Source organism: Bacillus sp. UNC438CL73TsuS30 (assembly GCF_000482325.1).
Lineage (GTDB): Bacteria > Bacillota > Bacilli > Bacillales > Cytobacillaceae > Neobacillus.
This window is the reverse complement of record NZ_KI535297.1, coordinates 220,490-242,276: the sequence shown is the minus strand read 5'-3', so window position 1 is coordinate 242,276 and position 21,787 is coordinate 220,490. Positions and strand designations below refer to the sequence as shown.

Here is a 21,787-nt window from a genome sequence, read left to right as displayed (position 1 = left end):
ATTTAAATATTCTTAATATTTAAACTAAATATAAAACGAAAAACAAGTAAATGCAACACATTTTATTTGTTTTTCCTTTTTTCTTTTTGTTCTGTCATACTTTTTCTGCTCTACTAATAATTTAGTAGGTATTGTCCAGATACTAAGTGAAATAATGAGCAAAGTGCCAGGCACCATGTGAATTTTTCACATAGCGCCTGGCACTTTCTACTCTATTAATTAAATTCTTAAAAATCCGCCTTCAGAATGGATGACCTGGCCGGTAATCCATTCTGCTTCTTTGGATGCCAGGAAGGCGACTATTTGGGCCGCATCCTCGGGATGGCCAATCCGGCCCATTAAAAATTTTCCTGCTAATAACGCTTTTATATCTTCTGTCATCCAACCCGTATCGGTTGGACCAGGGTTTACGGCATTCACAGTAATCCCCAATGGTGCTAACTCTGCAGACAGGGTGATTGTAAAGGCAGCGATCGCACCTTTCGTCGCAGCATAAGCCAGCTCACCGGGCATCGGTCCTAATCCTTGACCGGATGTAATGTTAATTATCCGGCCCAAAGATTTTCCATTCAGTTCGAAATGTCGGGCAAATTCGCAGCAAAGCAGGAAGGTACTCCTCTTGTTCACTGCATAGTGCTCATCAAGACATTTTGCATTTAAGCTCTTATACCCATCCCTCTCAGAATGCGCCGCATTATTAACGAGAATAGTCGGGCATCCTATTTCATCAATGACACTTTCCATCATTTCAGAAGCAGCCTTTGATTTTGCTAAATCAATCTCCTTATGTTTACAGGTGACTCCCAACCCACACATTTCCTCCTGAAACCTATTTGGCCAATCCCGGGCTGCTCTCCAATGAGTAAAAAATAGTTCGGCACCGCTAGCGGCAAGCTTACGGCAAATCGCAGCACCAATGCCCAATTCGTGACTTACTCCCGTAACAATAGCAATTTGGCCTTTTAATTTTGACATAACAAACCTCCTCTTTAAAAAATAACAGGCCCGCTTTAACTATAGCGAGCCAAAACAATCTTATACCCACCACATAGAAGATGGCTTTTCTTCAATCAAGACAGCTTTTAAGTTGCGAACAGCCCGCCTGAATCCCTCTTCAATGGACATTAATGGATCTTCATGTTCAATACTGACAACATAATCATAACCAAATGTTCTTAGTGCACTCATCATGTCGGACCAATCCTGCAGACTGTGGCCGCAGCCAACCGAGCGGAAGGACCAGGCCCTTGTCTGCACACTTCCATACGGTTGCATATCAGTAAGACCGTACATATTGACATTTTCCTGATCAATATACGTATCTTTTGCATGAAAATGATGAATGGACTTTTCTTTGCCAAGGATTTTAATCGCGGCAACCGGATCAATCCCCTGCCACCACAAATGACTTGGATCCAAATTCGCACCAATCGCTTCACAGGTTTGTTCCCTTAGCTTTAACAGCGTATAGGGGGTATGGACGAGAAAACCGCCATGGAGCTCAAGGCCAATTTTCACCTTCCGATCCTCAGCATATTTCCCCCATTCCTTCCAGTAAGGGATAAGCTTTTCTTCCCATTGCCATTTTAATACTTCACCATATTCATTTGGCCACGGGGCAACAGGCCAATTTGGATATTTTGCCCCTTCATGGTCACCTGCAGTGCCGGAAAAACAATTCACAACCGGAACCCCCATTAATTCTGCCAGTTGTACGGTCTTTACATAGGTTTCATGAGATGTTTTTGCAAATTCCCTATCAGGCGAGAGCGGATTACCGTGACAGCTAAAGGCACTAATCGTTAAGCCTCGTTTATCGATCTGTTTCAGATAGTCTTCACGCTTCTCCTTGCTTTCAAGCAGCCCATCAAGATCGCAATGTGCGTTACCGGGATAGTTCCCGGTCCCAATTTCTACTGCATTTAGACCGGAATCTTTTACATAATCAAGCATTACTTCAAATTTCTTTTCGGCAAACAAGACCGTAAATACACCAAGCTGCATACTGTACTCACTACCTTTCGATTAAAAATGAGTCCTGCCTTAATTCAGACTGCTCCTATAAATCTCTTCTATGACTTGGGATACTCTCACTGCTTGCTCAGGCTTTACCACCAGCCCAGCGTGCCCAAGGCAGGCCGCAACAAAATTCTCTGCTTGAGGGAGATCTGGCTTATCTTCTCCAGGAATCCAAACAGCTTGACTATTAAACAACATTCCATGTTTGGCATAGTTCAAACGAAGAGGAAAAACTTCTAAGCCGCCCTTGTCACCTGATATGCTGATATTTTCAACGACATCTTCTTTAATATTATTCGACCATGATGTTTCAAAAAGCATTGAAGCTCCGTTTGCAAATTTGATATAGGCAGAAACATGATCATCGACATTGAAGGTTTGATGATCAAAAGAACCCCACTCGTTTACCTGTCCAGCGGTTTTACTTAAAGCATTATATGCAGTCCCAGAAACCTCAATCGGTTCTACATCTCCCATTAACCAAAGTGCCAAATCTAGGAGATGACAGCCATAATCGATTAAGCTGCCGCCCCCTTGTAATTCTTTATTGGTAAAAACCCCCCAGCCCGGCACTTTACGGCGGCGTAATGCCTGAACGCGTACCACCAGAGGGGTACCAATCTCACCTGCTTCGATGATTTTTTTAGCAGCTTGAGCCTCTTTCATAAAACGGTAATGATAGGCGACAGCTAAAACCTTTCCTGATTTTTTTGCAGCTGATTCCATTTGTTGGCATTCTGCAACGGTAAGTGCCATTGGTTTTTCACATAGGACATGCTTTCCGGCCTCAAGGGCTGCAATGGCAATTTCAGCATGGAACTTATTTGGTGTACAAATTACAATGGCATCGACATCGCCAAACATTTCTTGATAGGATGGATACACTTTAAAACTATTAAACTGTGATACAACCTGTTCGGCCCGTGCGTAATCAACATCATAGACTCCCTTGATCATGGTCGTTTCACTTAATTGTAGAAAGGTTGGGATATGGCGGGTGACCGCAATTCCACCGGTACCGACAATCCCAATTCGTAGTTTACTCATCTAAAACACCTCATTTAGCTATGGACTTTGTGCCAAGCTTCACAATTTGTTTCGTTTCATTGGATTCAAGAGCGGCTAAAATGACCTGTAAGGATCTCATCCCTTCCTCGCCCGATATCGGAGGCACTGTATCATTTACTATACTGTTAACAAACTTTTCGGTTACATGTGAGCTACCCTGGCCCCCCTCCTCATTCGATTGGATTTTCCCCAGTTCATATTTAACGGTTTCCCCATTCTTATACTGAACAATCAATGAGAAATTAGGATCCTCTTCCAACCTAAGAATCGCATTTTCACCATAAATAATAGTTGAATTATCTTCCCTTGACACATAGGACCAGCTAGCCGCGAGTGTGCCGATGATTCCCGATTCTGTTTTCAAAATACAAACCGCATTATCATCAACATCACTATTCGTTTTTGCACTTGTTTCGACAAATGCGGCGACCTCAATGATTTCCTCGCCAAGTAAATAGCGGATTAAATCCGTTTTATGGACACCGAGGTCACCCATCGCACCAATAAATGCCTGTTCTTTTTTGAAAAACCAGCTGCGTGCTCCATCTGCACTCCATTTTTCCGGACCTGGATGGCCAAATGCCGTTCTAAAGCTGTAGATTTTTCCAACTTCCCCAGTCTCTATTAGTTTTCTGGCCTTTTCATGTGAAGGAACAAAACGTTGATTATGGGCAATCATTAGTTTTTTTCCGTTAGACTTCGCTGCTTCAATCATTGCTAACGCTTCTGCTTGTGAGGTAGCCATTGGCTTTTCACAAAGAACATGTTTGCCTGCATTTAATGCAGCGATGGAAATCGGAGCATGTAAGTAATTAGGGGTGCAAACGGATACAGCATCAATCTCCGCTTCTAAAAGCAATTCCTCAAAATTACTAAAAGCTTTCGCTCCAAATTGACCACCTATTTCTTCTGCCCTTTCCTTGACAATGTCACACACTGCAACAATCTGAACCTTTGAATTGGCAGCATATTCCGGTAAATGACGGTGCCTGGCAATACTTCCGCAACCAATAACGGCAATTCTTAATTTACTCATTTGCTTTCCTCCTCTTTCGTTATTTTACTGAAATCGTTTCTAATGGCTTGGCATTCCCATAAACAGGTCGATTTCGTTTCACCGGCTCTGCCCATTTCACCGCATTGGTGATCACTTTTTGAATATCAGGATGATGGTAGGTTGGATAGGTTTCATGACCAGGTCGAAAATAAAAAATCCTGCCGTTCCCACGATGATAGGTGCAGCCGCTGCGGAATACCTCCCCGCCTTCGAACCAGCTGACGAAAACTAATTGATCTGGCGCGGGGATATCAAAATGCTCCCCATACATTTCTTCTTTTTCAAGTTCGATTGTTTCGCCTAGACCATTTACGATGGGATGGCTTGGGTCGACCACCCAGATTCGTTCCTTATCATCCGCTTCCCGCCACTTTAAATCGCAGGAGGTACCCATTAATTTTTTGAAAATCTTTGAGAAATGCCCGGAATGTAGGATTATTAAGCCCATTCCGTCCAAAACCCGTTGATGCACCTTTTCAACAATTTCATCGGATACTTCATGATGGGCAAGATGCCCCCACCAAACAAGGACATCTGTGCTCCCTAGAACCTCATCCGTTAAACCATTTTCTGGTTCATCTAATGTTGCGGTTTTTACATCAAAACCAGCATCAGCTAAGAATCCGGCAATTGCCCCATGAATCCCTTGTGGATAAATATTCTTCACAACCGGATTTTTTTGTTCATGGCGATTTTCATTCCAGACTGTCACCTTTACCATTTTGTTCATCTCCTAATCTTCTATTCTTTCACAGAGCCACTCGTTAGCCCGGAAACAATTCTCCTTTGGAAAACAAGAACCATGATGACGAGTGGAATGGTTACAATCACTGTTGCGGCGGCAATCTCACCCCAGGGAATCGTAAACTGGCCTTGGAACATCGCAATTCCAATCGGCACAGTTTTATATTTTTCATCCGTATTGATGGTTAGCGCAAATAAAAACTCATTCCAGGCTGCGATAAAGACAAGGATGGCGGTTGTGAAGATTCCTGGTACCGCGAGCGGCATGATCACTTTCCAAAAGGTTTGCATTAACGAAGCACCGTCAATTTTAGCTGCCTCCTCCAGATCCAGCGGTATCTTTCTAAAAAAAGTCACCAGAATCCAAATGGAAAGTGGAAGTGTAAACGTTGTATACGGAATAATCAACCCTAAATAAGAGTTTGTTAGACCAACGTTTTTTAAAAAAATATAGATTGGTGAAATGGTTGCGATTTGCGGAAACATGGATACGGACAAAACAATTCCAAGGATTACGGTTTTTCCTTTAAACTGTAGCCTGGCAATCGCATAGGCAGCAAATGAAGCCACAATAATGGTATAAACAGTTGTAACGGTTGCAACAACGGTACTGTTCCATAAATAATGTAAAAATGGGTGCTTGGCAAAAACAGATATGTAATTCTCCAATGTCGGATGTGTCGTGTAGGGAGTAAATGCCTTGTCGCCAAATAACTCTGAAGGCGGTTTTACAGAGCTGATCAGCATCCATAAAAACGGAAACATGACAACAAATACAAACCCAATTAGAAACACATAAAAGAATGGACTCGCTTTTTTCTCCATGTTAAACTTCCTCCCTTAAATTTTGCTGTTCAAGTAAATCTCCCTTACCTGTCATTTAATAAATCCCTGCCTAAAAACTTGATATAAATCATTGAAATAATCGCTACGCAGATAAATACAATGACAGAGAGGGCTGAACCGTGACCAAAATTCGTTTGAGAGAACATAACTTTATAAGCGAGAATCGAAATCGTTTCTGTAGAGTTAGCAGGCCCACCGCCGGTAAGAACATAGACTAAGTCAAAAACACGGAACGCATCCAGCGTTCTAAACAAAAGAGCAACAAGAATACTAGACTTTAAAAGAGGTAAGGTAATTTTGAAAAACTGCTTCCATCTTCCAGCACCATCAATCGAAGCTGCTTCGTAGAGGGATGATGGAATCGTCTGCAAGCCTGCCAATAGCAGCAAGGCCATATAAGGAGTGGTCTTCCATACATCTGAAAAAATCACGGAAAACATCGCTCCTGTATCGGTAACAAGCAGCTTTTCCATTTTATCTACCAACCCGAAGGTTTCAAAAAGTTTCGCAACGATACCATTTTGACCATCATATAAAAACTTCCACATGAGAGCAGATACGGCAGTTGGAATCGCCCATGGGATCAATATACTAGCGCGAATGATCCCTCTTCCGATAAACGCTTTATTAATCAAAAGGGCAATGGCAAGTCCTAAGACTAATTCCACAAAAACAGAAATGACGGTAAAGGTAGTTGTATTTCCCATTGCCTTCCACATGCGTGGACTTGTTAGATCATCCTTATAATGTTTTAAGCCGATAAAATTCGGTTCAATGATTGCATCCCCATACCCTGAGGCTAAACCAAGGAGTTTTTTCTCTTGCGTGAAATTTACAGTTTTAGAGATTTTGAGTAACTCACTGCTGACGGATTTAGCTGTGTTATTTAACTCTTCGGCCGTGTTCTGGTCAATCTTGGCTAAACTAAGTTCGCTAGGAACTTGTTCAAAATTCATGAGTTTATCATTTACAGTTTTATATTGCTTTTTGAGGTTGGAATCACTTTGGAGTTTTTGGTCTAGTTTTTGCAGGTTTTCTTTAATGGCTGTAAGTTTATCGGAAGCATTTCCTTTCGTAATTTCAGTATTAAGTGCCCCAATAAAAAATGGAAAGTTATTTAGGTATCGTTCAAGATCCACCTGATAACTTAAATGTACTTCTGATTTAGCAGGATTGTTTAATTTTAAATCAAACAAGCTGAAATAAAAGGATTGGATTACTGGCCAGATGGCGATTATAAAAATTAAAATCATTGCAGGTGCAACGAGATAATAGCCCGCTGTTTTTTCTGTAAACATGCCTTTACGTTTCTTTGATGATGCAACTGATTTTATCACTGGTTTATTTTGGGATTCAGGATTCATTCTCAGTGCTTATCCCTCCTTTGGCTTTTTGAGGAAAGGGATTAGCCTTCGCTTCTGAAGGCTAATCCTACTTCTAAAAAAACTTATTGTCCCATCTTTTCCTTCATCTCTTTTTCCATATTCTTCGCTGCTTGTTCAACCGTTTGCTCGCCGGCAATGGCTTTTGAAACATTGACCTGAATAATCTCAGAGATTTCAGGATAGTTTGGTGCAACCGGACGGGAAATCGCAGCACTTAAGCCATCAACAAACCCTTTATCTGCAAAAGTCGGGTTCGCTTTCAGAACTTCCGGATCTTGATAAAGCTTGGTGATTGTTGGTGCATGCCCTCCGTATATTGCGTCGATTTTTTGTCCTTCCGCACCTGCCATAAACTTCAAGAATTCCCATGCTTCTTTCGGATGCTTCGAATACTTGTTAATCCCAGCCATCCAGCCGCCTAATGCTGCTGCAGAGCCTTTGTCACCTGCCGGAAGCGGCGCTACGCCAACTTTACCCGCAATTTTAGATTTTGTTTTATCATTTGCACTTGCATATTCATATGGCCAGTTGCGTAAAAATACGGTTTGACCTTCGATAAAGGCTTGGTCAGACTCAATTTCAGTAAAAGTCGTTACGTTTCCAGGTACAGCATCTGATTTAGCAATCTCAACTAGTTTTTTCAATCCTTTAATGGCTTGAGGGCTATTTACGGCAACCTTACCGTCTTTATCAATGAAGGCACCCCCGTATGCTCCAACAAATTCTACAGCATTACAAACAAGTCCCTCGTATTGCTTGGATTGAAACACGTAACCAAATTTCGTGTTCCCTTGACCTTTTTTGGCCTTTGCTTGTTTCAATAAATCATCCCATGTTTTTGGGACTTCATTTGGTTTTACAAGATCTTTTCGATAGAATAATAGTCCGGCATCAACAAATTTTGGCAATGCCCATTGCTTCCCATTAAACTGGGCTGCACCTAAAGCACCTTGATTGTATTCACTTAAATCAATTCCATCCTGCTGGATAAATCGGTCGAGCGGAAGTACATATCCTGCCTGGGCGAATTCGGCAGGCCAAATAACGTCCATATCAATGACATCAATTTCAGAAGATTTTGCGTTAAAAGCCGTAATATAGGCATCATGCTGCTGACCAGTATCGGAAGGCATTTCCCGGAACTCTACATCAATATTAGGATGGGATGCTTCAAAGGCTTCCACCATTTTGGCTGTTCCCTGTGTAACATCCTTTCCACGAGCATAGATCAGTTTCACTTTTTGCTCAGAAGCCGGTTTAGTTTTGTCATTAGCTGGCTTTTCCTTTGTGGTTGATGCGGAGTCTGAACTACAGGCAGCCAATGCCAGTGATAATGTGGCAAATACAGCTAACAGTTTCGCTTTTTTCGACTTTTTCATGTTTTTCCCCCTATTTTGAAATCGATTTCAATTTTGACATGGTTGAATCTCTGATTACCAAATCAAAAGGTAATAGAATCTCTAGGTGGTTATCTTGATTTTTATGGGCAATGGCATCTATCATCACATCCATTGCTGTTTTTCCCATCTCTTCAATGGGCTGTCGGATGGTTGTCAAAGCGGGTTCGACAACATGGGCAATAGGTTGATCATCAAAACCGATTATTGCGATATCGTCCGGAACCTTTTTTCCAAGCGCCTTCGCTGCCATGATCATTCCCGCTGCTACCTGATCACTGCCAGTAAATACGGCTGTTGGCCTGTCCTTCATATTCATGATGGTTCTCAAGGTCCTTTTTCCATCCTCAATATCGTAAACATTGGAAAATACCCATTCTTGGTGGATTGGAAGACCATATTCCTCCAACGCTCTCCGATAACCCGCTTGGCGATCCTTTCCAAGATTACTTTTATCACCGTTTGTACAAGCAATTCGCTCATGGCCTTGCTCAATCAAATGCCGTGTCCCTATGTAGCTTGCCTCCACTTGATCCATTCGGACAACCGGCACCTTTGTTTGTCTTTCATATTCATTACATAACACCATGGGACCAAGTTCCGCATATGGCTCAATTTTTTTCCAATCATTTTCGTATGAGGTTAAGATTAATCCATCCACCTGTTTTGTTCGTAATAACTCGAGAAAATCTAGTTCCTTCTGTTTGCTGTATCTCGTTTGGCAAATCAGTAACTGAAGATGATTCTGAGTTGCGACCATATCCATCGCTTCCAGCAAGTACGCAAAAAACGGATTTGTCAGAACTGGAACTAAAATGGCAATGGTATCTGTTTTTTGATTTCGCAGCCGCTGAGCAGTTGTGTTTGGGACATAATTTAATGCCTCCATTGCCTCACGAACCAATCTCTTTTTATCCTCCGTTACATTTGGATGATTATTGAGCACCCTTGAAACGGTTGCTCGTGAAAGCCCTGCTCTCTTTGCTACATCAGCAATTGTTGCCAAACAAATCCCCCCTTCTCCCCCCTTTATACAAGTTGGTTTGAGCGTTGAAATCGATTTCAATCAATCGATACAACTCCACTTTAATCCATTTTGAAATCGATTTCAATATATTTTTCAGAAAAATTTATAAATTCATAATTGTTTAGTAATCCAAAATAATTCATTGATCTCGGAAATTTACTTCGTGAAAAGTTGAACACAGTGCTTGGCACCAATGTGAATTTTTCACATGGTGCCAAGCACTGTGTTCATCAGCCTAGTGGTTTCATAATTCTTTTCCCTTTTTCAAAGGTAGCAATTTCTTTTATCCCTTTCTCCAAAAGTGTTTTTGTGTTCAAATCGATATAGGCACCGATATCATCTGGAAAATGGGAATCAGATGAGGTGGTAAAGCGAACACCTTTTTGAATTAATACATCTAAAAAGGTTCGACTAGGACACATTTCCTTAACAGGATAGCGGTAATATAAGCCGGCATTGATTTCTGTCGCTGTATCCGTTTCTACCAGAGCTTTAGCGATTTTCTCGTAATGCCCCATTAGAAGGCTTTCCTCTGGACGATAATTGAACACCTTTAAATTATCCAAATGAGCGACAAAGGAAAAAAGCTTACTGCGGATCGCTTTTTCAACAACATTGAAGAAATCTTCATATAAGGATTCCAAATGAAACCCTGAAAACCGCTGCTGCGTTTCCGGATTATCAAAGCCCCAGCCATACAGATAATGAACGGAACCAATCACATAATCCCATTCGTAAGACACAAGCAGTTCCTGCAGCCATTTTTCTCCTCCGGAAAAATAATCCGCCTCAATTCCTAAACGAAGAGTAATCCCTTCTGCCTCCCAGCGTTTTTTTGCTTCCTTGATGGCCCGAACAAAATCTCCCATTGATTCAGTCATCACTTGGTCCAGCCATTTTTGCTGCATCTTTCCTAGGTCGGTTTCCCCTAAATCCAAAAACTTTTCAAAATACGCCCTTGTTTCTTTAAAACGATATAAATGATCGACAATCCCTACTTCCCGCAATCCTTTTCTTTTTGCTTCTTTTAAATATAAATCAATCCAAGAGGAGTCGTACGCTCCCTTTTGGACACGCTCAGTTAAACGTGCCATACTTTGATGCATCCACTCCATTGTGTGAGCCTTCTCATTAATGGGGGAGAAATGGTCCATGGCCCTATTTGTCCGTTCTAGCCAGCGAAATGAATATGGCCCCTCTTCTAAATGCAAATGATAATCAACCTTCATCCTCTTCCCCACCTTCTACACGGACCCATTTTAGCATCTGCTCGAATTTGATTTGTTTCCATGCTGCGGGCATATCTTCATCACAAATAATACAATCGACCGATGATAATGAACAAATTTTATAAAAAGATTCATGACCAACTTTTGAGGAATCTAATAGAAGAAATACTTGATTGGCACGCTCAATCATCGTCGATGAAACCAAACATTCTTCAAAATCAAAATCACTCACATCTTCCATCGTAATGCCGCCACACGATAAAAATAATTTGTCAAATCGGAACCCTTTCAACATTTTACAGGTCATAGCTCCGACAATTGATTTTTGGGTTGGATTGGTAATACCGCCAAGAACAATAATTTTCCCATCAAATTCTTGGTTCTCTAAACGGGTATTTAACTCTTCTGCCGCCGCCAAAGAATTCGTCACAATTGTGACGTCTTTCACCCCAGAAATTGCCTTGGCAACATGAATCGTGGTTGTACCGACATCGATCATAATCGTGTCCCCGTCTTCAATGAACGCTGCGGCTTTTTTTCCAATCGCCTCTTTCGCCTTTGTTTTTACATTCATTTTTTTCACAAAATGCGGCTCATGATTCGCTTGATGAAATTTTACTGCACCGCCGTGCACTCGTTTTAATTTTTTCTCTTTCTCTAAGGTATCTAAATCACGTCGAATGGTCTCAGGAGCAACTCCCAATTTCTCTGCAAGTGAGGCTACAAGAACCTTTTTTTCACGGTCCAGCTGCTCCAAAATGTATTGCTGCCGTTCATTTAACACTACGCTCATGATAATGGAATCACATCCTTCCGATGAAGATAGAGTTTTTGGAATTGCTTTCTTTGCAGACTCGCATCATTTTTATGTAAATGATCCGCCGTAATCGTTACTCCATTGGCATCAAGTTCGTAACGTGTTATATTTCCGAGCATCATGGCAGCTTGAATTTCACCGGAAATTTCATAGGCCTCGTGCAAAGGGTCTGTACTGAATGCTTCCGGTCTAATCGCATACAAATTTTTTGAAAAGGTCTCGATATTCCCAAATAATTTTGATAATTGCTCACCTGTTAGAACATTGTAATTTCCAATAAATCTTGCAACAAATTCGTTTGCCGGACGGGTATAAATTTCATGCGGAGTACCGCTTTGAGCAATTACTCCATTATTTAAAATATAAATAAAGTCACTTACTGCCATCGCTTCTTCCTGATCATGGGTGACAAGAACAGTGGTCATATTAAGCTCCTGCTGAATTGCCCGCAGCTGTTTTTGTAAATTTTTTCGAATTTGTGCATCAAGGGCACTTAGCGGCTCATCTAGTAACAAAACTTTCGGTTCAGTCACAAGGGAACGTGCGAGTGCAACCCGCTGCTGCTGTCCCCCTGACAACTCACGGGGATAGGAAGCTTCCTTCCCACCCAATTCTACTAATTCAACAATATGCGCCACTTTCCTTTTGATTGTTTGCTGATCAAGCTTCTTCATTTTTAAGCCAAATTCGATATTCTCTTTAACTGTCATATTAGGAAACAATGCATACGATTGAAAAACCATACCCACTTGCCGGTCTTTAGGTTTTACATTTGTCACATTATTACCGTCAATATAAATCAATCCTTCTTCAGGCGTTAACAGCCCGGCAATCGAGCGTAATAGTGTACTTTTTCCGCAACCGCTCGGACCTAGCAAGGTAACGAATTCCCCCTCATTAATCGAAAGGTTGATCGAATGTAACACAGTTTCTTGATGAAACGATTTTTTTAGATTTTCGATCGTTACAAAACTCATTTTAGACATTCTCCTTTTTCGTACGAGTCGCTTTCACCATAATCGCAGAAAGAATACTAATTAACACAAAGTAACAAACGACTATAGCACTTGCGATATGCCCGCTTTGATTTAATTTTTGATATAAATAGACTTGAACTGTTTCAAAGCTGCCTCCCACTAATAGATTTACGAGGACGAATTCTCCGAACAGGATGGAAAACGAAAGCAAAGCGGATACAAGTATTCCCGACATGATATTTGGTACAATTACTTTTAAAAATGCGGTTAAACGGCTTGCTCCCAGCATTTCTGCTGCCTCCATTAAAGATTCAGCGTGAATGTTTCGCAAGGAATTCCGCGTCCCTTGGTACATATAAGGAAGAATCCCTACAAAATAGGCCCCCATGGTCACAACTACCATCGAAATGCCGCTATTTGTGTAAGCGCGGATTAAACCTACCGCCAAAATAATTCCAGGCATCGCATAGGTCATTACAATCAGTGACTGAATTAATTTTTCTAATTTTGGCGCATAAAGAACAATTGAAAATATCGCGGGAACCATAATCACTAGTGTAATAATCGTTGAACCTAAAGACATGATCAGGGACCGGGCTAAGGAGCTTAAAAAGCGAACATCGCCAAATAGATCGAGATACCATTTAAAAGTAAGTCCTTCAGGAAGAATTGTTTTGTGCCAGGAAGTAGCAAATGAATAGAGAAACGTTCCTATTAACGGGACCAATAAATACAGGAGGACGATTGTAATTGTAATATAATGATAGAATGGTTTTTTCATGATAAATCCCTCCGTATTTTTCTGGTTAACCATTCATTAATTAGCAAGGCAATCACTAAGGTAACTCCTAAAATACAGGCAACTGCGCTCCCCAGCTCCGGTTTTGCAAAAATATCACCGGTTGTTAAGGCACCAATTCTGATGGTAACGAGATTATACGTACTTCCAGCCAGGGCATATGCTGAGGCATAGGCGCCCATAGCATTTGCAAATAGAATACTAAAAGTTCCGGCGATACTTGGGCTGATAATTGGAACCCCGATTTTCAGCCAAAATTGTGCAGGCGAGGCGCCCAGCAGGAAGGCGGCTTCCTTCCACTGTGCCTGAATTCCTTGATAGATGGGATAAAGCATCATAACCGCTAATGGCAACTGGAAATAAACATAAATAAGGACCATTCCCGACCAAGAATATAAATTAAAGCGACTCAGCATGTCCCAACCAAAATATTTAAATAACAGGGTAAATAATCCGCTGTTTCCTAATAAAACAATAAATGCAAATGCGAGCGGAATCCCGGCAAAATTAGCGGTCATATTGGCAAATACTAAAATACGATCCTGAATTCTTTTAGAAAAAAGAGTGATCGAATAGGTTGCGAACACGGCTAGAATAATGGCTATTAGACTTGAAAAAAGGGATATTAAAATACTATTTTTAAAGGCTTGATGATAATAAACATTTTTAATAATTTCTTTATATTGATCAAAGGTAAAACCTGTTCCCCCATTCCCCTGAAAGCTGCTTAAAATCATAAAAAATAGCGGAACAAATAAGAAGAGAAGAATGATGAGAAAAAAAGGAATGATACTGGCAATCAACATGCCATTAAGACGTTTCAATCGGAAAACTCCTTTCTAAAAACCGCAAGCACGGTGGTTTTTTTAGGGAAAACCATTTTTAGTAAGAAACGCCTTCTTACAAAGAAGGCGCCCCTTTTAGGATAGGTATGGATAGCTTTTGCATCGCCGCAGACGGTTGAATCGACAATAATTCACATGCTAAAGGCGCGATCTGCAATTGTGGTATTTCCTCTTTGTATATTCCGGCTTTTACCCGGGGACTAACAATAAACAAAGGAACCTCGCGGTCGGACGCAGTCGTACCACCATGCTGGCCGTCATCATTCATCCCATGATCGGCAGTAACAATGATTTGGTAGCCGGCCTCCAGCCATTTTGGAAGCACACTTGCTAGAATCATATCAACGGCAATCGCGCGATTTCGATACTGCGCAGAATCTGCCGTATATTTATGGCCATCATCATCAATATTCATCGAATGAACATAGAGGAAATCTGGCCCATATGATTGAAGAAGATAATTAGCATCGGCAAATAAATGCGAATCAGGATAATGGTCCTCCCAGTAGAAAATTCCTCTTTCAATCGGTTTCTGGCCATCTAATTGAATCCGATCAGTACCTGGATTAAACGGAGCTGAATTATAAAGTTCACTTACCCAATAATAAGATGCCGTTGCATTTTTCAGTCCATTTTTCTTTGTTAAGTGGAATAAACTTTCTTCATGTGACAACCTGACTGTTTGATTGGTGGTAATTCCATTTTTAACGACAGGAGTCCCGGTTAGTAACACCTCATATAACGGGCGTGATAGACTCGGTAACTCCGACTTCACCTTAAACCGTGAAGCGTTTCCTTTTTCTATCAGATGATGCATATAGCCCATCTGGCTGCTAGCAGTATCATAGCGCAACCCATCCAACATGATAAAAATAAGCTTATTTGACATTAACAAGCACCTGACTTTGCCATAAATCTAATAATTGTTGAACTGTTTGTTCCCACGCCTTCATATCTTTTACCGGTCTTACATTTTTGTACATGTCATCCGGCAGAAGTTTTGCTTTGGCATCCTCCGGAAGTTTTACATTTTGACGAATTGGTCGTGCGTAGCCTCGTGCTAGATTTGCCTGCCCTGCATCTGAGAAAATATATTCTCTAGCAAGTTTGGCGGCATTAGGATGTTTAGCATATTTATTAATAACAGAAGCATAGCCTGACATGACCGATGTTTCTTCAGGAATGACTACATCAAAACGATTCGGATCAATTTGGTCACGGTAACCAAGACCATTAAAGTCCCAAACTAAAGCAACGTCGACTTCTCCTTTTTCTAACGCGGTTAACTTGGGATCTGTTGTGACTAAACGGCCCTTTTTAGCTAAATCTTTAAAGAAGTCTACACCTGGCTGGATGTTTTTTTCATCTCCTCCATTAGCAAAGGCAGCAGCCAATACGGCAAATTGGGCTTGGCTTGCTTTCAATACATCCCCAACCGTTACTTTATAATTTCCATCCACTAAATCCTTCCAAGTTTTTGGTGGGTTTTTGACGTTTGTTTTATCTGTAATAAAAGCGATGGTACCGGTATAGCCCACCATCCAGTGACCCTCATCATCCTTTGCCCAATCTGGGACATCATTCCAATAAGAGGTTTTATATGGAAGCGTCAAGCCTTTTTCTTTTGCAAGCGGACCGAAGTTAATCCCTACATCACCAATATCAGCGGTCGCATTCTCCTTTTCTGATTCAAATTTCGCAAGTTCCTCTGCGCTCGACATATCGGTATCGGTGTGTTTAATATTGTATTTCGATTTTAAATCGTCCCAAGTTTGTTTCCAGTTTGCCCATGCATCCGGCATTCCAACTGAATTTACTTCTCCTTCTTTTTGTGCCTTTTTCGTAATCTCTTCAATGGAAAGATTCTTGCTGCTATCATCCTTTTTTGTCCCCGATGATGATGTACTAGAACATCCTGCAATAAGTGAAACGGATAGTAATCCAACAGCGGCCATTTTAAACAGTGACCTTTTCCCCATAACCATTCCCCCTTTTTTTCTCATGCCTTTTTGGATTTGTTTTACACTTTAAATCGTACCAAAACAAAGTAAAGCCGATATGAAACAAACATGAATATTTTGTAATACTTTATTAAGAGATTGCAAAGAATATTCAAACTCTTAAAAATAAAATAACCCATTCAAGAATGAATGAGCTTAAGTAAGGGGAAAAAGGCTCAGGAAAAAAATACCTGAGCCTATACCTTTATATAAGTAGGATTTATGTTTTAATTGTCTTAGAGGTAGAAATATCGCTGTCATCGATTTCAGCAGCATCGCCTTTTTTTCCGCGAATGAAGAAATAAGATGCTACTACGAGCGCAGCAATAAGTAAGGTTAAAAATATTTGGGATCGCATGGAGTCAATAAAGACCATTGCGACTAAAATGGCGATAATCCCTGCGATCGTTACATAGGTTAAATAAGGGAATAACCACATTTTCACCTTAAGAAGCTCAGGATTTTCGCGCTGGACTTTACGTCGCATTTTTAAATGGGAAACAGCAATTACAAGGTAAACTAATAGCGCTATTCCCCCTGAAGCATTTACTAGAAAGAGGAAGACTTTATCAGGTGAAAAATAATTGAAGATGACACCAATGTAAGCAAAAACCGTTCCAAAAAGCACTGCATTTGCCGGAACACCTTTTTTACTAAGCTTTAAGAACGCTTTTGGTGCATCCCCTGTTTTCGCCATTCCATACAACATCCGTGAATTGGTATAAAGTCCTGAATTTAAACAGGAAAGGACGGCCGTTAAGACAACAAAATTCATTATTTGTGCTGCCGCAGGAATTCCAACATGCTCAAGGACGGCAACGAAAGGACTTTTTAAAAGATTAGCAGAATTCCAAGGAAGTAAGGTAACTACAACGGCAATCGATCCGATATAAAAGATAAGAATCCTCCAAATAACACTGTTTGTGGCAATTCGAACGGCTTTTGCAGGTTCCGCGGATTCCCCTGCGGCAACAGCAACAATCTCGGTACCCATAAACGAGAAAATGACCACCGTAATTCCAAGAAGAATGGAACTGATCCCGTGCGGCATAAATCCACCTAACCCGGTTAAGTTAGAAGCCCCTGGAGCTGTCACGCCTGGCATAAGACCAGATATAACCGCGAGACCAACGATTAGAAACAAAGTGATGGTTGCAACTTTGATGAAAGAAAACCAATATTCAAATTCACCAAAAGATTTTACAGAGTAAACATTGGTGAGGGTTAATAAAATTGTTAAAACTAAGCTTAATAGCCAGGCTGGGATATTTGGGAACCAGTACTGTATATTGGCTGCTCCAGCTGTTGCTTCGATCGCAATTACGATCACCCAGAAGAACCAATAAAGCCAACCTATGGTATATCCGGCCCATGGGCCGATCGCTTCACGTGCATATGTAGAAAAAGATCCACTTGTCGGATTAACAGTAGCCATTTCCCCAAGCATCCTCATGATGAAAATGACAAGCAGCCCGGCTAGTCCGTAAGAGATAATCGAACCAGGGCCAGCAGAGTGGATAACGGCACCACTTCCCATAAAAAGGCCAGCACCGATTACTCCCCCGATGGAAATCATCGTAATATGGCGAATTTTTAACTCTTTTTTCAAATTCTCTTGGTTTTGGCTCAAATTCAACACACCCTTTGTCCGAAATTTAAAACTTTTATGTTTCCTTTATTTCGACAAATATTAATCGGGAAGTATCACCTACTTTCTACTACAATATTATTGTACCAACGGTGGAATCAATTGGAATGCGACAAATATCCCAACATTCCAAATTGTTATTCTCTTTAAATATTATATCCAAGTGAGAAAGCGCATTCATTAGACAAATTGTAAAATAATTCTGCAGGAAGATATGACAAAATGGAAAAAGGGCATCAATGTCTGATGACCTTTTGTTTGTAATTTATTATTAATTGAATAGTATTTACTATTAATCATTTGTTAACCATTCTAAGGAAAAAGATTAAATCGGTAGAAACACTATTATGTCCGAGTTGATGGAGCACTGCTGAGGCGTTCCCGCGATGGTAGGTCCCATGATTGCTGAGGTGTTCAATGATTTCGTAAAGCTCATTTTGAAAAATTTCGCCTTTTGAATTTTGATACGAAATTTTTCCTTCTATTATATACAGTTGGTTGAATTGTTGATGAAGTTGATCAAATGCTTGAATGGCCATAGACGGAATATCAAATTTTATCGCTTCTAAAACGGGTGTTTTTTCACCGGAAATTCGTTTCAGCCACATAGAATCAACCGAATAAATATGTTCAAAAATGGCTGCAAGTGACGGAAAAATGCTGTTAACTTCTTTAATAAAAACCTCCTCATCTAATTGATTAATATGTTCTAAAAGTGTAAGGTTGGCCCAGTGGTGGTATTGAAGTTTTGTTTCCATTGATAATAACATCGTCTCCCCTCCTTCATTTAAATATACTACTCTAATTATATTTTTGAGATCATCCGTTATACAATCGTTAAAACATAGAAATTTCAATTCTGAGCAAAAGTATGTTAGGTAACCCTATTAACATAATAAAAAAGCGCAATATTCGCCTTACAGACTGTCCACAAATCCGAAGGATTTTGGATTTATCGACAGTCTTTTTTGTTTGGCTGCGTTATACTAGTCTGTTGATTTCCGTTCCAGGCGCTTCGCTTTCCGCGGGGCGGCGGTGAGCCTCCTCGTCGCTAAAGCTCCTGTGGGGTCTCACCTGTCCCGCTGCTCCCGCAGGAGTCTTCGCGCCTTCCACTCCAATCAACAGTGTGTAAAAATAAATATAGTACATAAACACAGCCTTTTATATAATTTAGGTAAAAGGTTTAAATGAGGTAGATGAAATGCTTACTAAAAATACACAGATCAATCGTGATCATTTTGCGGATGCAAAAGAAAATAATAGTATGCGATGGACAACCTTAAGAGGTCTAAAAAAATTGTCCATGCCGAATAGGGACATTCGGAATGCCTTTTGTCTATAATCTGAAAGGCGCAATATGCGCCTTGTTGTCATTTATACATCATTTTACAAGTTCCTTCTGATTTTTTTGAAGACGGAATGGTTTATGCGCAAAATACACCTTTGCAATAGCACGGTTATCACAAGCCGAGCATTTTATTTGATATGATGCTTTACTAATATGGGGAGTATCCATTAATGCAATGATTTCCTTCATATGACTGTTACATACCCACATAAGATCACCCGCCAATCATCTTGATATTAATCTACTAGAATACGAATTTTAGAGTACTAGCTAAACCGAAGTTACTTCCTTTTGTAGTTTATCTGGCTTTCTTTTAATTACCTGCTTTGTTACCTCTTCATCCCAGGATAGAGAGACATCTCCGTTGGTTACAAAGGTTTGGCACCCAAGGCGGTAGCCTTTTTCAAGCCATTCTTCCCCTAATTTTCTTTTTTCTTGAATTTTTACTTTATCCAGGTTTTCTGCTCCTTCAATCGCTTTAAAAACACATGTTCCGCAAATTCCTCCGCCGCAACGGTTTGGAAGCTCTCCGTCATAGCGAAGGGACATTCTTAAAATATTCGAATTTTCCGGCACCTCTAATTGTTTATCATTGTTAACAAAATGAATTTTCGGCATCTCCCAAGTCCTCCCTTTTTTATCTTTTATATTAGTAATTCATTTAGAGGGGATTTCCATTTTCCTTTTATTTAGCTTCTCTTTCCGGTTCTGTATATAGGTGATATACGCTTTTTTTGAGTTTTCGATATGAATTCTCATAAAATACTCTGCTAATTCTGTTTCTTGATTACGCAATGCTTTCATGATTTCAATATGTTCTCTTAGAGAATCTTTACGTCTCCCTGGTGTTTCGTATCCCATATTGGCAGCCATATGAATAAAATCAATCAAACTGGAAAGAATTTCAAACAATTTTGGGCTTTTCGATGCTTTGTTGATAAGGCGGTTCATTTGAATATGTTCAAGATTATAATTTTCTTCCGCCCCTGCTTCGAGTTCCATCAGTTCTTGGATTTTTTGATCAAGTTCTACTTTGGTATCCTCATCCATTTTTTCTGCGGCTAATTTGACAGCGAGAACTTCTAAAGAAGAAAGAATCGTAAACACTTCGATAACTTCATTTTCTGAAATATTGGAAACGACTACCCCTTTTCTGGGTACGGTTTTTACAAATCCTTGAGATTCCAAACGGAACAGAGCCTCTCGGATCGGGGTGCGGCTAATATTCAGTTTCCCTGCGAGTTCTCTTTCAATCAACCGGTCACCTGCTTTATATTCACCTTCAAGAATCATTTCTTTTAAGTATAAATATGCATGTTCTCGTACTGATAAAAGATTGTTTTCCTCCCATCTAATATCCATTCATCACACCCGCTTATTTCTAAGTATTTTCATTCCCTTTTATCCGATTATGATAAAAATACCCCGCCATAGATTAGCGCTCCAAGTATCAGTAATGATGGATGAAGCTTGATTTTAATTAAGGCGAAATAACTCACTACAGCTAACAAAACTAAATGAAAGACCCCGCTTTTTTCAAAAGCAGTTAAGAAAAATTGATAAGCCATTACACCTAGCAAGATAGCGATAATAGGCTGTACAGACTTGGTCATAAGCTTGACTCTTGCGTTATCTTTAAATAAATTTACAAATTTAAACAATATTATTACAGCTATGGCAGAGGGAAGGATTGTAGCTGCCAGCCCAACAATTGCGCCAATCGGACCACCCACTTGATAGCCGATAAACCCGCCAATTTTGGTTGCAATTGGACCAGGCAGGGCATTCGCAATCGCTAATATATTCCCGAATTCGGATGCTGACATCCAATGATAATGATTAACGATTTCATTTTGGTATAATGGAATTGTAGCAGGACCGCCCCCATAGCCCAGTAAATTCGAAATTAAAAATGCCCAAAAAATATGCAAATAGATCATGAACTTTTTTCCTTTCTTTTAACAACAACTTCGGACTGTTTGGCGGCAGCTTTTTCTTTACGGTCTGCAATAATAAAGGCAGTAATTAGAAAAATAGCGATTAAGATTCCTGGATGTAATCCTAGGAATTGGACTACGATTAATGATAGGACAGATAGGCTTATCATTTTCGATAAACCAAGTCCTTTTCGACCATTTTGGAAAAACCGGTAAGCCATTTCCGCGAGCATAAATCCAATTACAGGCGTAACCCCTTGCACCATTCCACTCACAATCGGGGAATTCCGAAACGAATACAGTGCGGTTAATAAGGCTAACATTGCAATGATCGATGGCAGGATATGAGCAAGAATGGCCACGGTTGCTCCTAATGTACCCTTTACTTTAAATCCAATATAGGCCGCCATTTTTGTCGCAATTGGCCCTGGCAATGTATTGGCCATCGCCAAAATCTCGGAAAATTCTTCTTCAGATGTCCAATGATATTTTTTGACTGCTTCATATTCAATCAACGGAATGGTTGAGGGCCCGCCCCCGTAGCCTGTTACACCAGTGCGGGCAAACCCAATCGCTAAATCAACATACGGTTTCACATGTGTATCCCCTTTCTTCAACCAAACATCTATTTCTTTGATAACAAT

At 40.4% G+C, this 21,787-nt stretch carries 23 protein-coding genes; all 23 read right to left on the bottom strand.

Translation table 11 applies throughout. From position 1 onward, the window contains the following. Positions 1-219: 219 nt before the first annotated feature. The 23 genes from M028_RS0125095 to M028_RS0124980 all read right to left on the bottom strand — a co-directional run bounded on the left by M028_RS0125095 (position 220) and on the right by M028_RS0124980 (position 21,739). The gene (locus M028_RS0125095; RefSeq protein WP_026576300.1) at positions 220-975 is read right to left on the bottom strand and encodes an SDR family oxidoreductase; all 756 of its coding nucleotides are present in this window, start codon (positions 973-975) and stop codon (positions 220-222) included. A gap of 60 nt (positions 976-1,035) precedes the next feature. Beyond that, complete coding sequence (locus tag M028_RS0125090) at positions 1,036-2,004, bottom strand: sugar phosphate isomerase/epimerase family protein (protein WP_026576299.1); 969 nt, start codon at positions 2,002-2,004, stop codon at positions 1,036-1,038. 39 nt (positions 2,005-2,043) lie between these two features. After that, positions 2,044-3,066 (bottom strand): Gfo/Idh/MocA family protein, encoded by a 1,023-nt coding sequence (locus M028_RS0125085; protein ID WP_026576298.1) that lies wholly within the window; start codon positions 3,064-3,066, stop codon positions 2,044-2,046. A gap of 10 nt (positions 3,067-3,076) precedes the next feature. After that, complete coding sequence (locus tag M028_RS0125080) at positions 3,077-4,123, bottom strand: Gfo/Idh/MocA family protein (RefSeq protein ID WP_026576297.1); 1,047 nt, start codon at positions 4,121-4,123, stop codon at positions 3,077-3,079. Between the two features lie 19 nt (positions 4,124-4,142). Next, positions 4,143-4,865 carry a ThuA domain-containing protein gene (locus tag M028_RS0125075; RefSeq protein ID WP_026576296.1) on the bottom strand — a complete coding sequence of 241 codons (723 nt, stop codon included), beginning with the start codon at positions 4,863-4,865 and terminating at the stop codon, positions 4,143-4,145. Between the two features lie 20 nt (positions 4,866-4,885). Continuing rightward, a complete protein-coding gene (locus tag M028_RS0125070) occupies positions 4,886-5,713 on the bottom strand; it encodes a carbohydrate ABC transporter permease (RefSeq protein ID WP_026576295.1) in 828 nt (275 codons plus the stop codon). A 44-nt stretch (positions 5,714-5,757) separates the two neighbouring features. Beyond that, on the bottom strand, positions 5,758-7,032 hold the full coding sequence (locus M028_RS0125065) for a carbohydrate ABC transporter permease (protein ID WP_026576294.1): 1,275 nt from the start codon (positions 7,030-7,032) through the stop codon (positions 5,758-5,760). A 149-nt stretch (positions 7,033-7,181) separates the two neighbouring features. Next, positions 7,182-8,498: an ABC transporter substrate-binding protein gene (locus M028_RS0125060; RefSeq protein WP_026576293.1), complete on the bottom strand. Its 1,317-nt coding sequence runs from the start codon at positions 8,496-8,498 to the stop codon at positions 7,182-7,184. Positions 8,499-8,508: 10 nt separating this feature from the next. Beyond that, the gene (locus tag M028_RS0125055; RefSeq protein ID WP_026576292.1) at positions 8,509-9,522 is read right to left on the bottom strand and encodes a LacI family DNA-binding transcriptional regulator; all 1,014 of its coding nucleotides are present in this window, start codon (positions 9,520-9,522) and stop codon (positions 8,509-8,511) included. A 251-nt stretch (positions 9,523-9,773) separates the two neighbouring features. Further along, positions 9,774-10,772, bottom strand: a complete 999-nt coding sequence (locus M028_RS0125050; protein WP_026576291.1) for a histidinol phosphate phosphatase domain-containing protein — start codon at positions 10,770-10,772, stop codon at positions 9,774-9,776. Further along, positions 10,762-11,565 carry a DeoR/GlpR family DNA-binding transcription regulator gene (locus M028_RS0125045; RefSeq protein WP_026576290.1) on the bottom strand — a complete coding sequence of 268 codons (804 nt, stop codon included), beginning with the start codon at positions 11,563-11,565 and terminating at the stop codon, positions 10,762-10,764. Before M028_RS0125045 ends, M028_RS0125050 begins: the two co-directional genes overlap by 11 nt. Next, a complete protein-coding gene (locus M028_RS0125040) occupies positions 11,562-12,566 on the bottom strand; it encodes an ABC transporter ATP-binding protein (protein ID WP_026576289.1) in 1,005 nt (334 codons plus the stop codon). Before M028_RS0125040 ends, M028_RS0125045 begins: the two co-directional genes overlap by 4 nt. A gap of 1 nt (position 12,567) precedes the next feature. Continuing rightward, complete coding sequence (locus M028_RS0125035; protein ID WP_026576288.1) at positions 12,568-13,347, bottom strand: ABC transporter permease; 780 nt, start codon at positions 13,345-13,347, stop codon at positions 12,568-12,570. Next, positions 13,344-14,189 (bottom strand): ABC transporter permease subunit, encoded by an 846-nt coding sequence (locus tag M028_RS0125030; RefSeq protein WP_026576287.1) that lies wholly within the window; start codon positions 14,187-14,189, stop codon positions 13,344-13,346. The genes M028_RS0125035 and M028_RS0125030 overlap by 4 nt, the downstream gene beginning before the upstream one ends. A gap of 76 nt (positions 14,190-14,265) precedes the next feature. Further along, the gene (locus tag M028_RS0125025) at positions 14,266-15,099 is read right to left on the bottom strand and encodes an alkaline phosphatase family protein (RefSeq protein ID WP_026576286.1); all 834 of its coding nucleotides are present in this window, start codon (positions 15,097-15,099) and stop codon (positions 14,266-14,268) included. Then, positions 15,089-16,189: an ABC transporter substrate-binding protein gene (locus M028_RS0125020; protein ID WP_026576285.1), complete on the bottom strand. Its 1,101-nt coding sequence runs from the start codon at positions 16,187-16,189 to the stop codon at positions 15,089-15,091. The genes M028_RS0125025 and M028_RS0125020 overlap by 11 nt, the downstream gene beginning before the upstream one ends. 241 nt (positions 16,190-16,430) lie before the next feature. Continuing rightward, positions 16,431-17,840 (bottom strand): GABA permease, encoded by a 1,410-nt coding sequence (gene gabP / locus M028_RS0125015; RefSeq protein WP_035424676.1) that lies wholly within the window; start codon positions 17,838-17,840, stop codon positions 16,431-16,433. A gap of 314 nt (positions 17,841-18,154) precedes the next feature. Then, complete coding sequence (locus tag M028_RS0125010; protein ID WP_026576283.1) at positions 18,155-18,628, bottom strand: DinB family protein; 474 nt, start codon at positions 18,626-18,628, stop codon at positions 18,155-18,157. Positions 18,629-19,239: 611 nt separating this feature from the next. Continuing rightward, positions 19,240-19,416 (bottom strand): hypothetical protein, encoded by a 177-nt coding sequence (locus M028_RS33100; RefSeq protein ID WP_155925787.1) that lies wholly within the window; start codon positions 19,414-19,416, stop codon positions 19,240-19,242. A gap of 60 nt (positions 19,417-19,476) precedes the next feature. After that, on the bottom strand, positions 19,477-19,824 hold the full coding sequence (locus M028_RS0124995) for a 2Fe-2S iron-sulfur cluster-binding protein (RefSeq protein ID WP_026576282.1): 348 nt from the start codon (positions 19,822-19,824) through the stop codon (positions 19,477-19,479). A gap of 39 nt (positions 19,825-19,863) precedes the next feature. Beyond that, positions 19,864-20,568 carry a GntR family transcriptional regulator gene (locus tag M028_RS0124990; RefSeq protein WP_026576281.1) on the bottom strand — a complete coding sequence of 235 codons (705 nt, stop codon included), beginning with the start codon at positions 20,566-20,568 and terminating at the stop codon, positions 19,864-19,866. 47 nt (positions 20,569-20,615) lie between these two features. After that, positions 20,616-21,146 (bottom strand): chromate transporter, encoded by a 531-nt coding sequence (locus tag M028_RS0124985; RefSeq protein ID WP_026576280.1) that lies wholly within the window; start codon positions 21,144-21,146, stop codon positions 20,616-20,618. Next, positions 21,143-21,739: a chromate transporter gene (locus tag M028_RS0124980; RefSeq protein ID WP_026576279.1), complete on the bottom strand. Its 597-nt coding sequence runs from the start codon at positions 21,737-21,739 to the stop codon at positions 21,143-21,145. The genes M028_RS0124985 and M028_RS0124980 overlap by 4 nt, the downstream gene beginning before the upstream one ends. Between the last annotated feature and the right edge of the window lie 48 nt (positions 21,740-21,787).

Bases quoted from the DNA above. Each gene is read 5' to 3' on its own strand.
- M028_RS0125035 (WP_026576288.1), bottom strand. From the start codon at position 13,347: ATGAAAAAACCATTCTATCATTATATTACAATTACAATCGTCCTCCTG.
- M028_RS0125025 (WP_026576286.1), bottom strand. From the start codon at position 15,099: ATGTCAAATAAGCTTATTTTTATCATGTTGGATGGGTTGCGCTATGAT.
- M028_RS0125060 (WP_026576293.1), bottom strand. From the start codon at position 8,498: ATGAAAAAGTCGAAAAAAGCGAAACTGTTAGCTGTATTTGCCACATTA.
- M028_RS0125085 (WP_026576298.1), bottom strand. From the start codon at position 3,066: ATGAGTAAACTACGAATTGGGATTGTCGGTACCGGTGGAATTGCGGTC.
- M028_RS0125080 (WP_026576297.1), bottom strand. From the start codon at position 4,123: ATGAGTAAATTAAGAATTGCCGTTATTGGTTGCGGAAGTATTGCCAGG.
- M028_RS0125045 (WP_026576290.1), bottom strand. From the start codon at position 11,565: ATGAGCGTAGTGTTAAATGAACGGCAGCAATACATTTTGGAGCAGCTG.
- M028_RS0125020 (WP_026576285.1), bottom strand. From the start codon at position 16,189: ATGGGGAAAAGGTCACTGTTTAAAATGGCCGCTGTTGGATTACTATCC.
- M028_RS0124995 (WP_026576282.1), bottom strand. From the start codon at position 19,824: ATGCCGAAAATTCATTTTGTTAACAATGATAAACAATTAGAGGTGCCG.
- M028_RS0125010 (WP_026576283.1), bottom strand. From the start codon at position 18,628: ATGTTATTATCAATGGAAACAAAACTTCAATACCACCACTGGGCCAAC.
- M028_RS0124985 (WP_026576280.1), bottom strand. From the start codon at position 21,146: ATGATCTATTTGCATATTTTTTGGGCATTTTTAATTTCGAATTTACTG.
- M028_RS0125040 (WP_026576289.1), bottom strand. From the start codon at position 12,566: ATGAGTTTTGTAACGATCGAAAATCTAAAAAAATCGTTTCATCAAGAA.
- M028_RS0125095 (WP_026576300.1), bottom strand. From the start codon at position 975: ATGTCAAAATTAAAAGGCCAAATTGCTATTGTTACGGGAGTAAGTCAC.
- M028_RS0125075 (WP_026576296.1), bottom strand. From the start codon at position 4,865: ATGGTAAAGGTGACAGTCTGGAATGAAAATCGCCATGAACAAAAAAAT.
- M028_RS0125050 (WP_026576291.1), bottom strand. From the start codon at position 10,772: ATGAAGGTTGATTATCATTTGCATTTAGAAGAGGGGCCATATTCATTT.
- M028_RS0125065 (WP_026576294.1), bottom strand. From the start codon at position 7,032: ATGTTTACAGAAAAAACAGCGGGCTATTATCTCGTTGCACCTGCAATG.
- M028_RS0125070 (WP_026576295.1), bottom strand. From the start codon at position 5,713: ATGGAGAAAAAAGCGAGTCCATTCTTTTATGTGTTTCTAATTGGGTTT.
- M028_RS0125090 (WP_026576299.1), bottom strand. From the start codon at position 2,004: ATGCAGCTTGGTGTATTTACGGTCTTGTTTGCCGAAAAGAAATTTGAA.
- M028_RS0124990 (WP_026576281.1), bottom strand. From the start codon at position 20,568: ATGGATATTAGATGGGAGGAAAACAATCTTTTATCAGTACGAGAACAT.
- M028_RS33100 (WP_155925787.1), bottom strand. From the start codon at position 19,416: ATGTGGGTATGTAACAGTCATATGAAGGAAATCATTGCATTAATGGAT.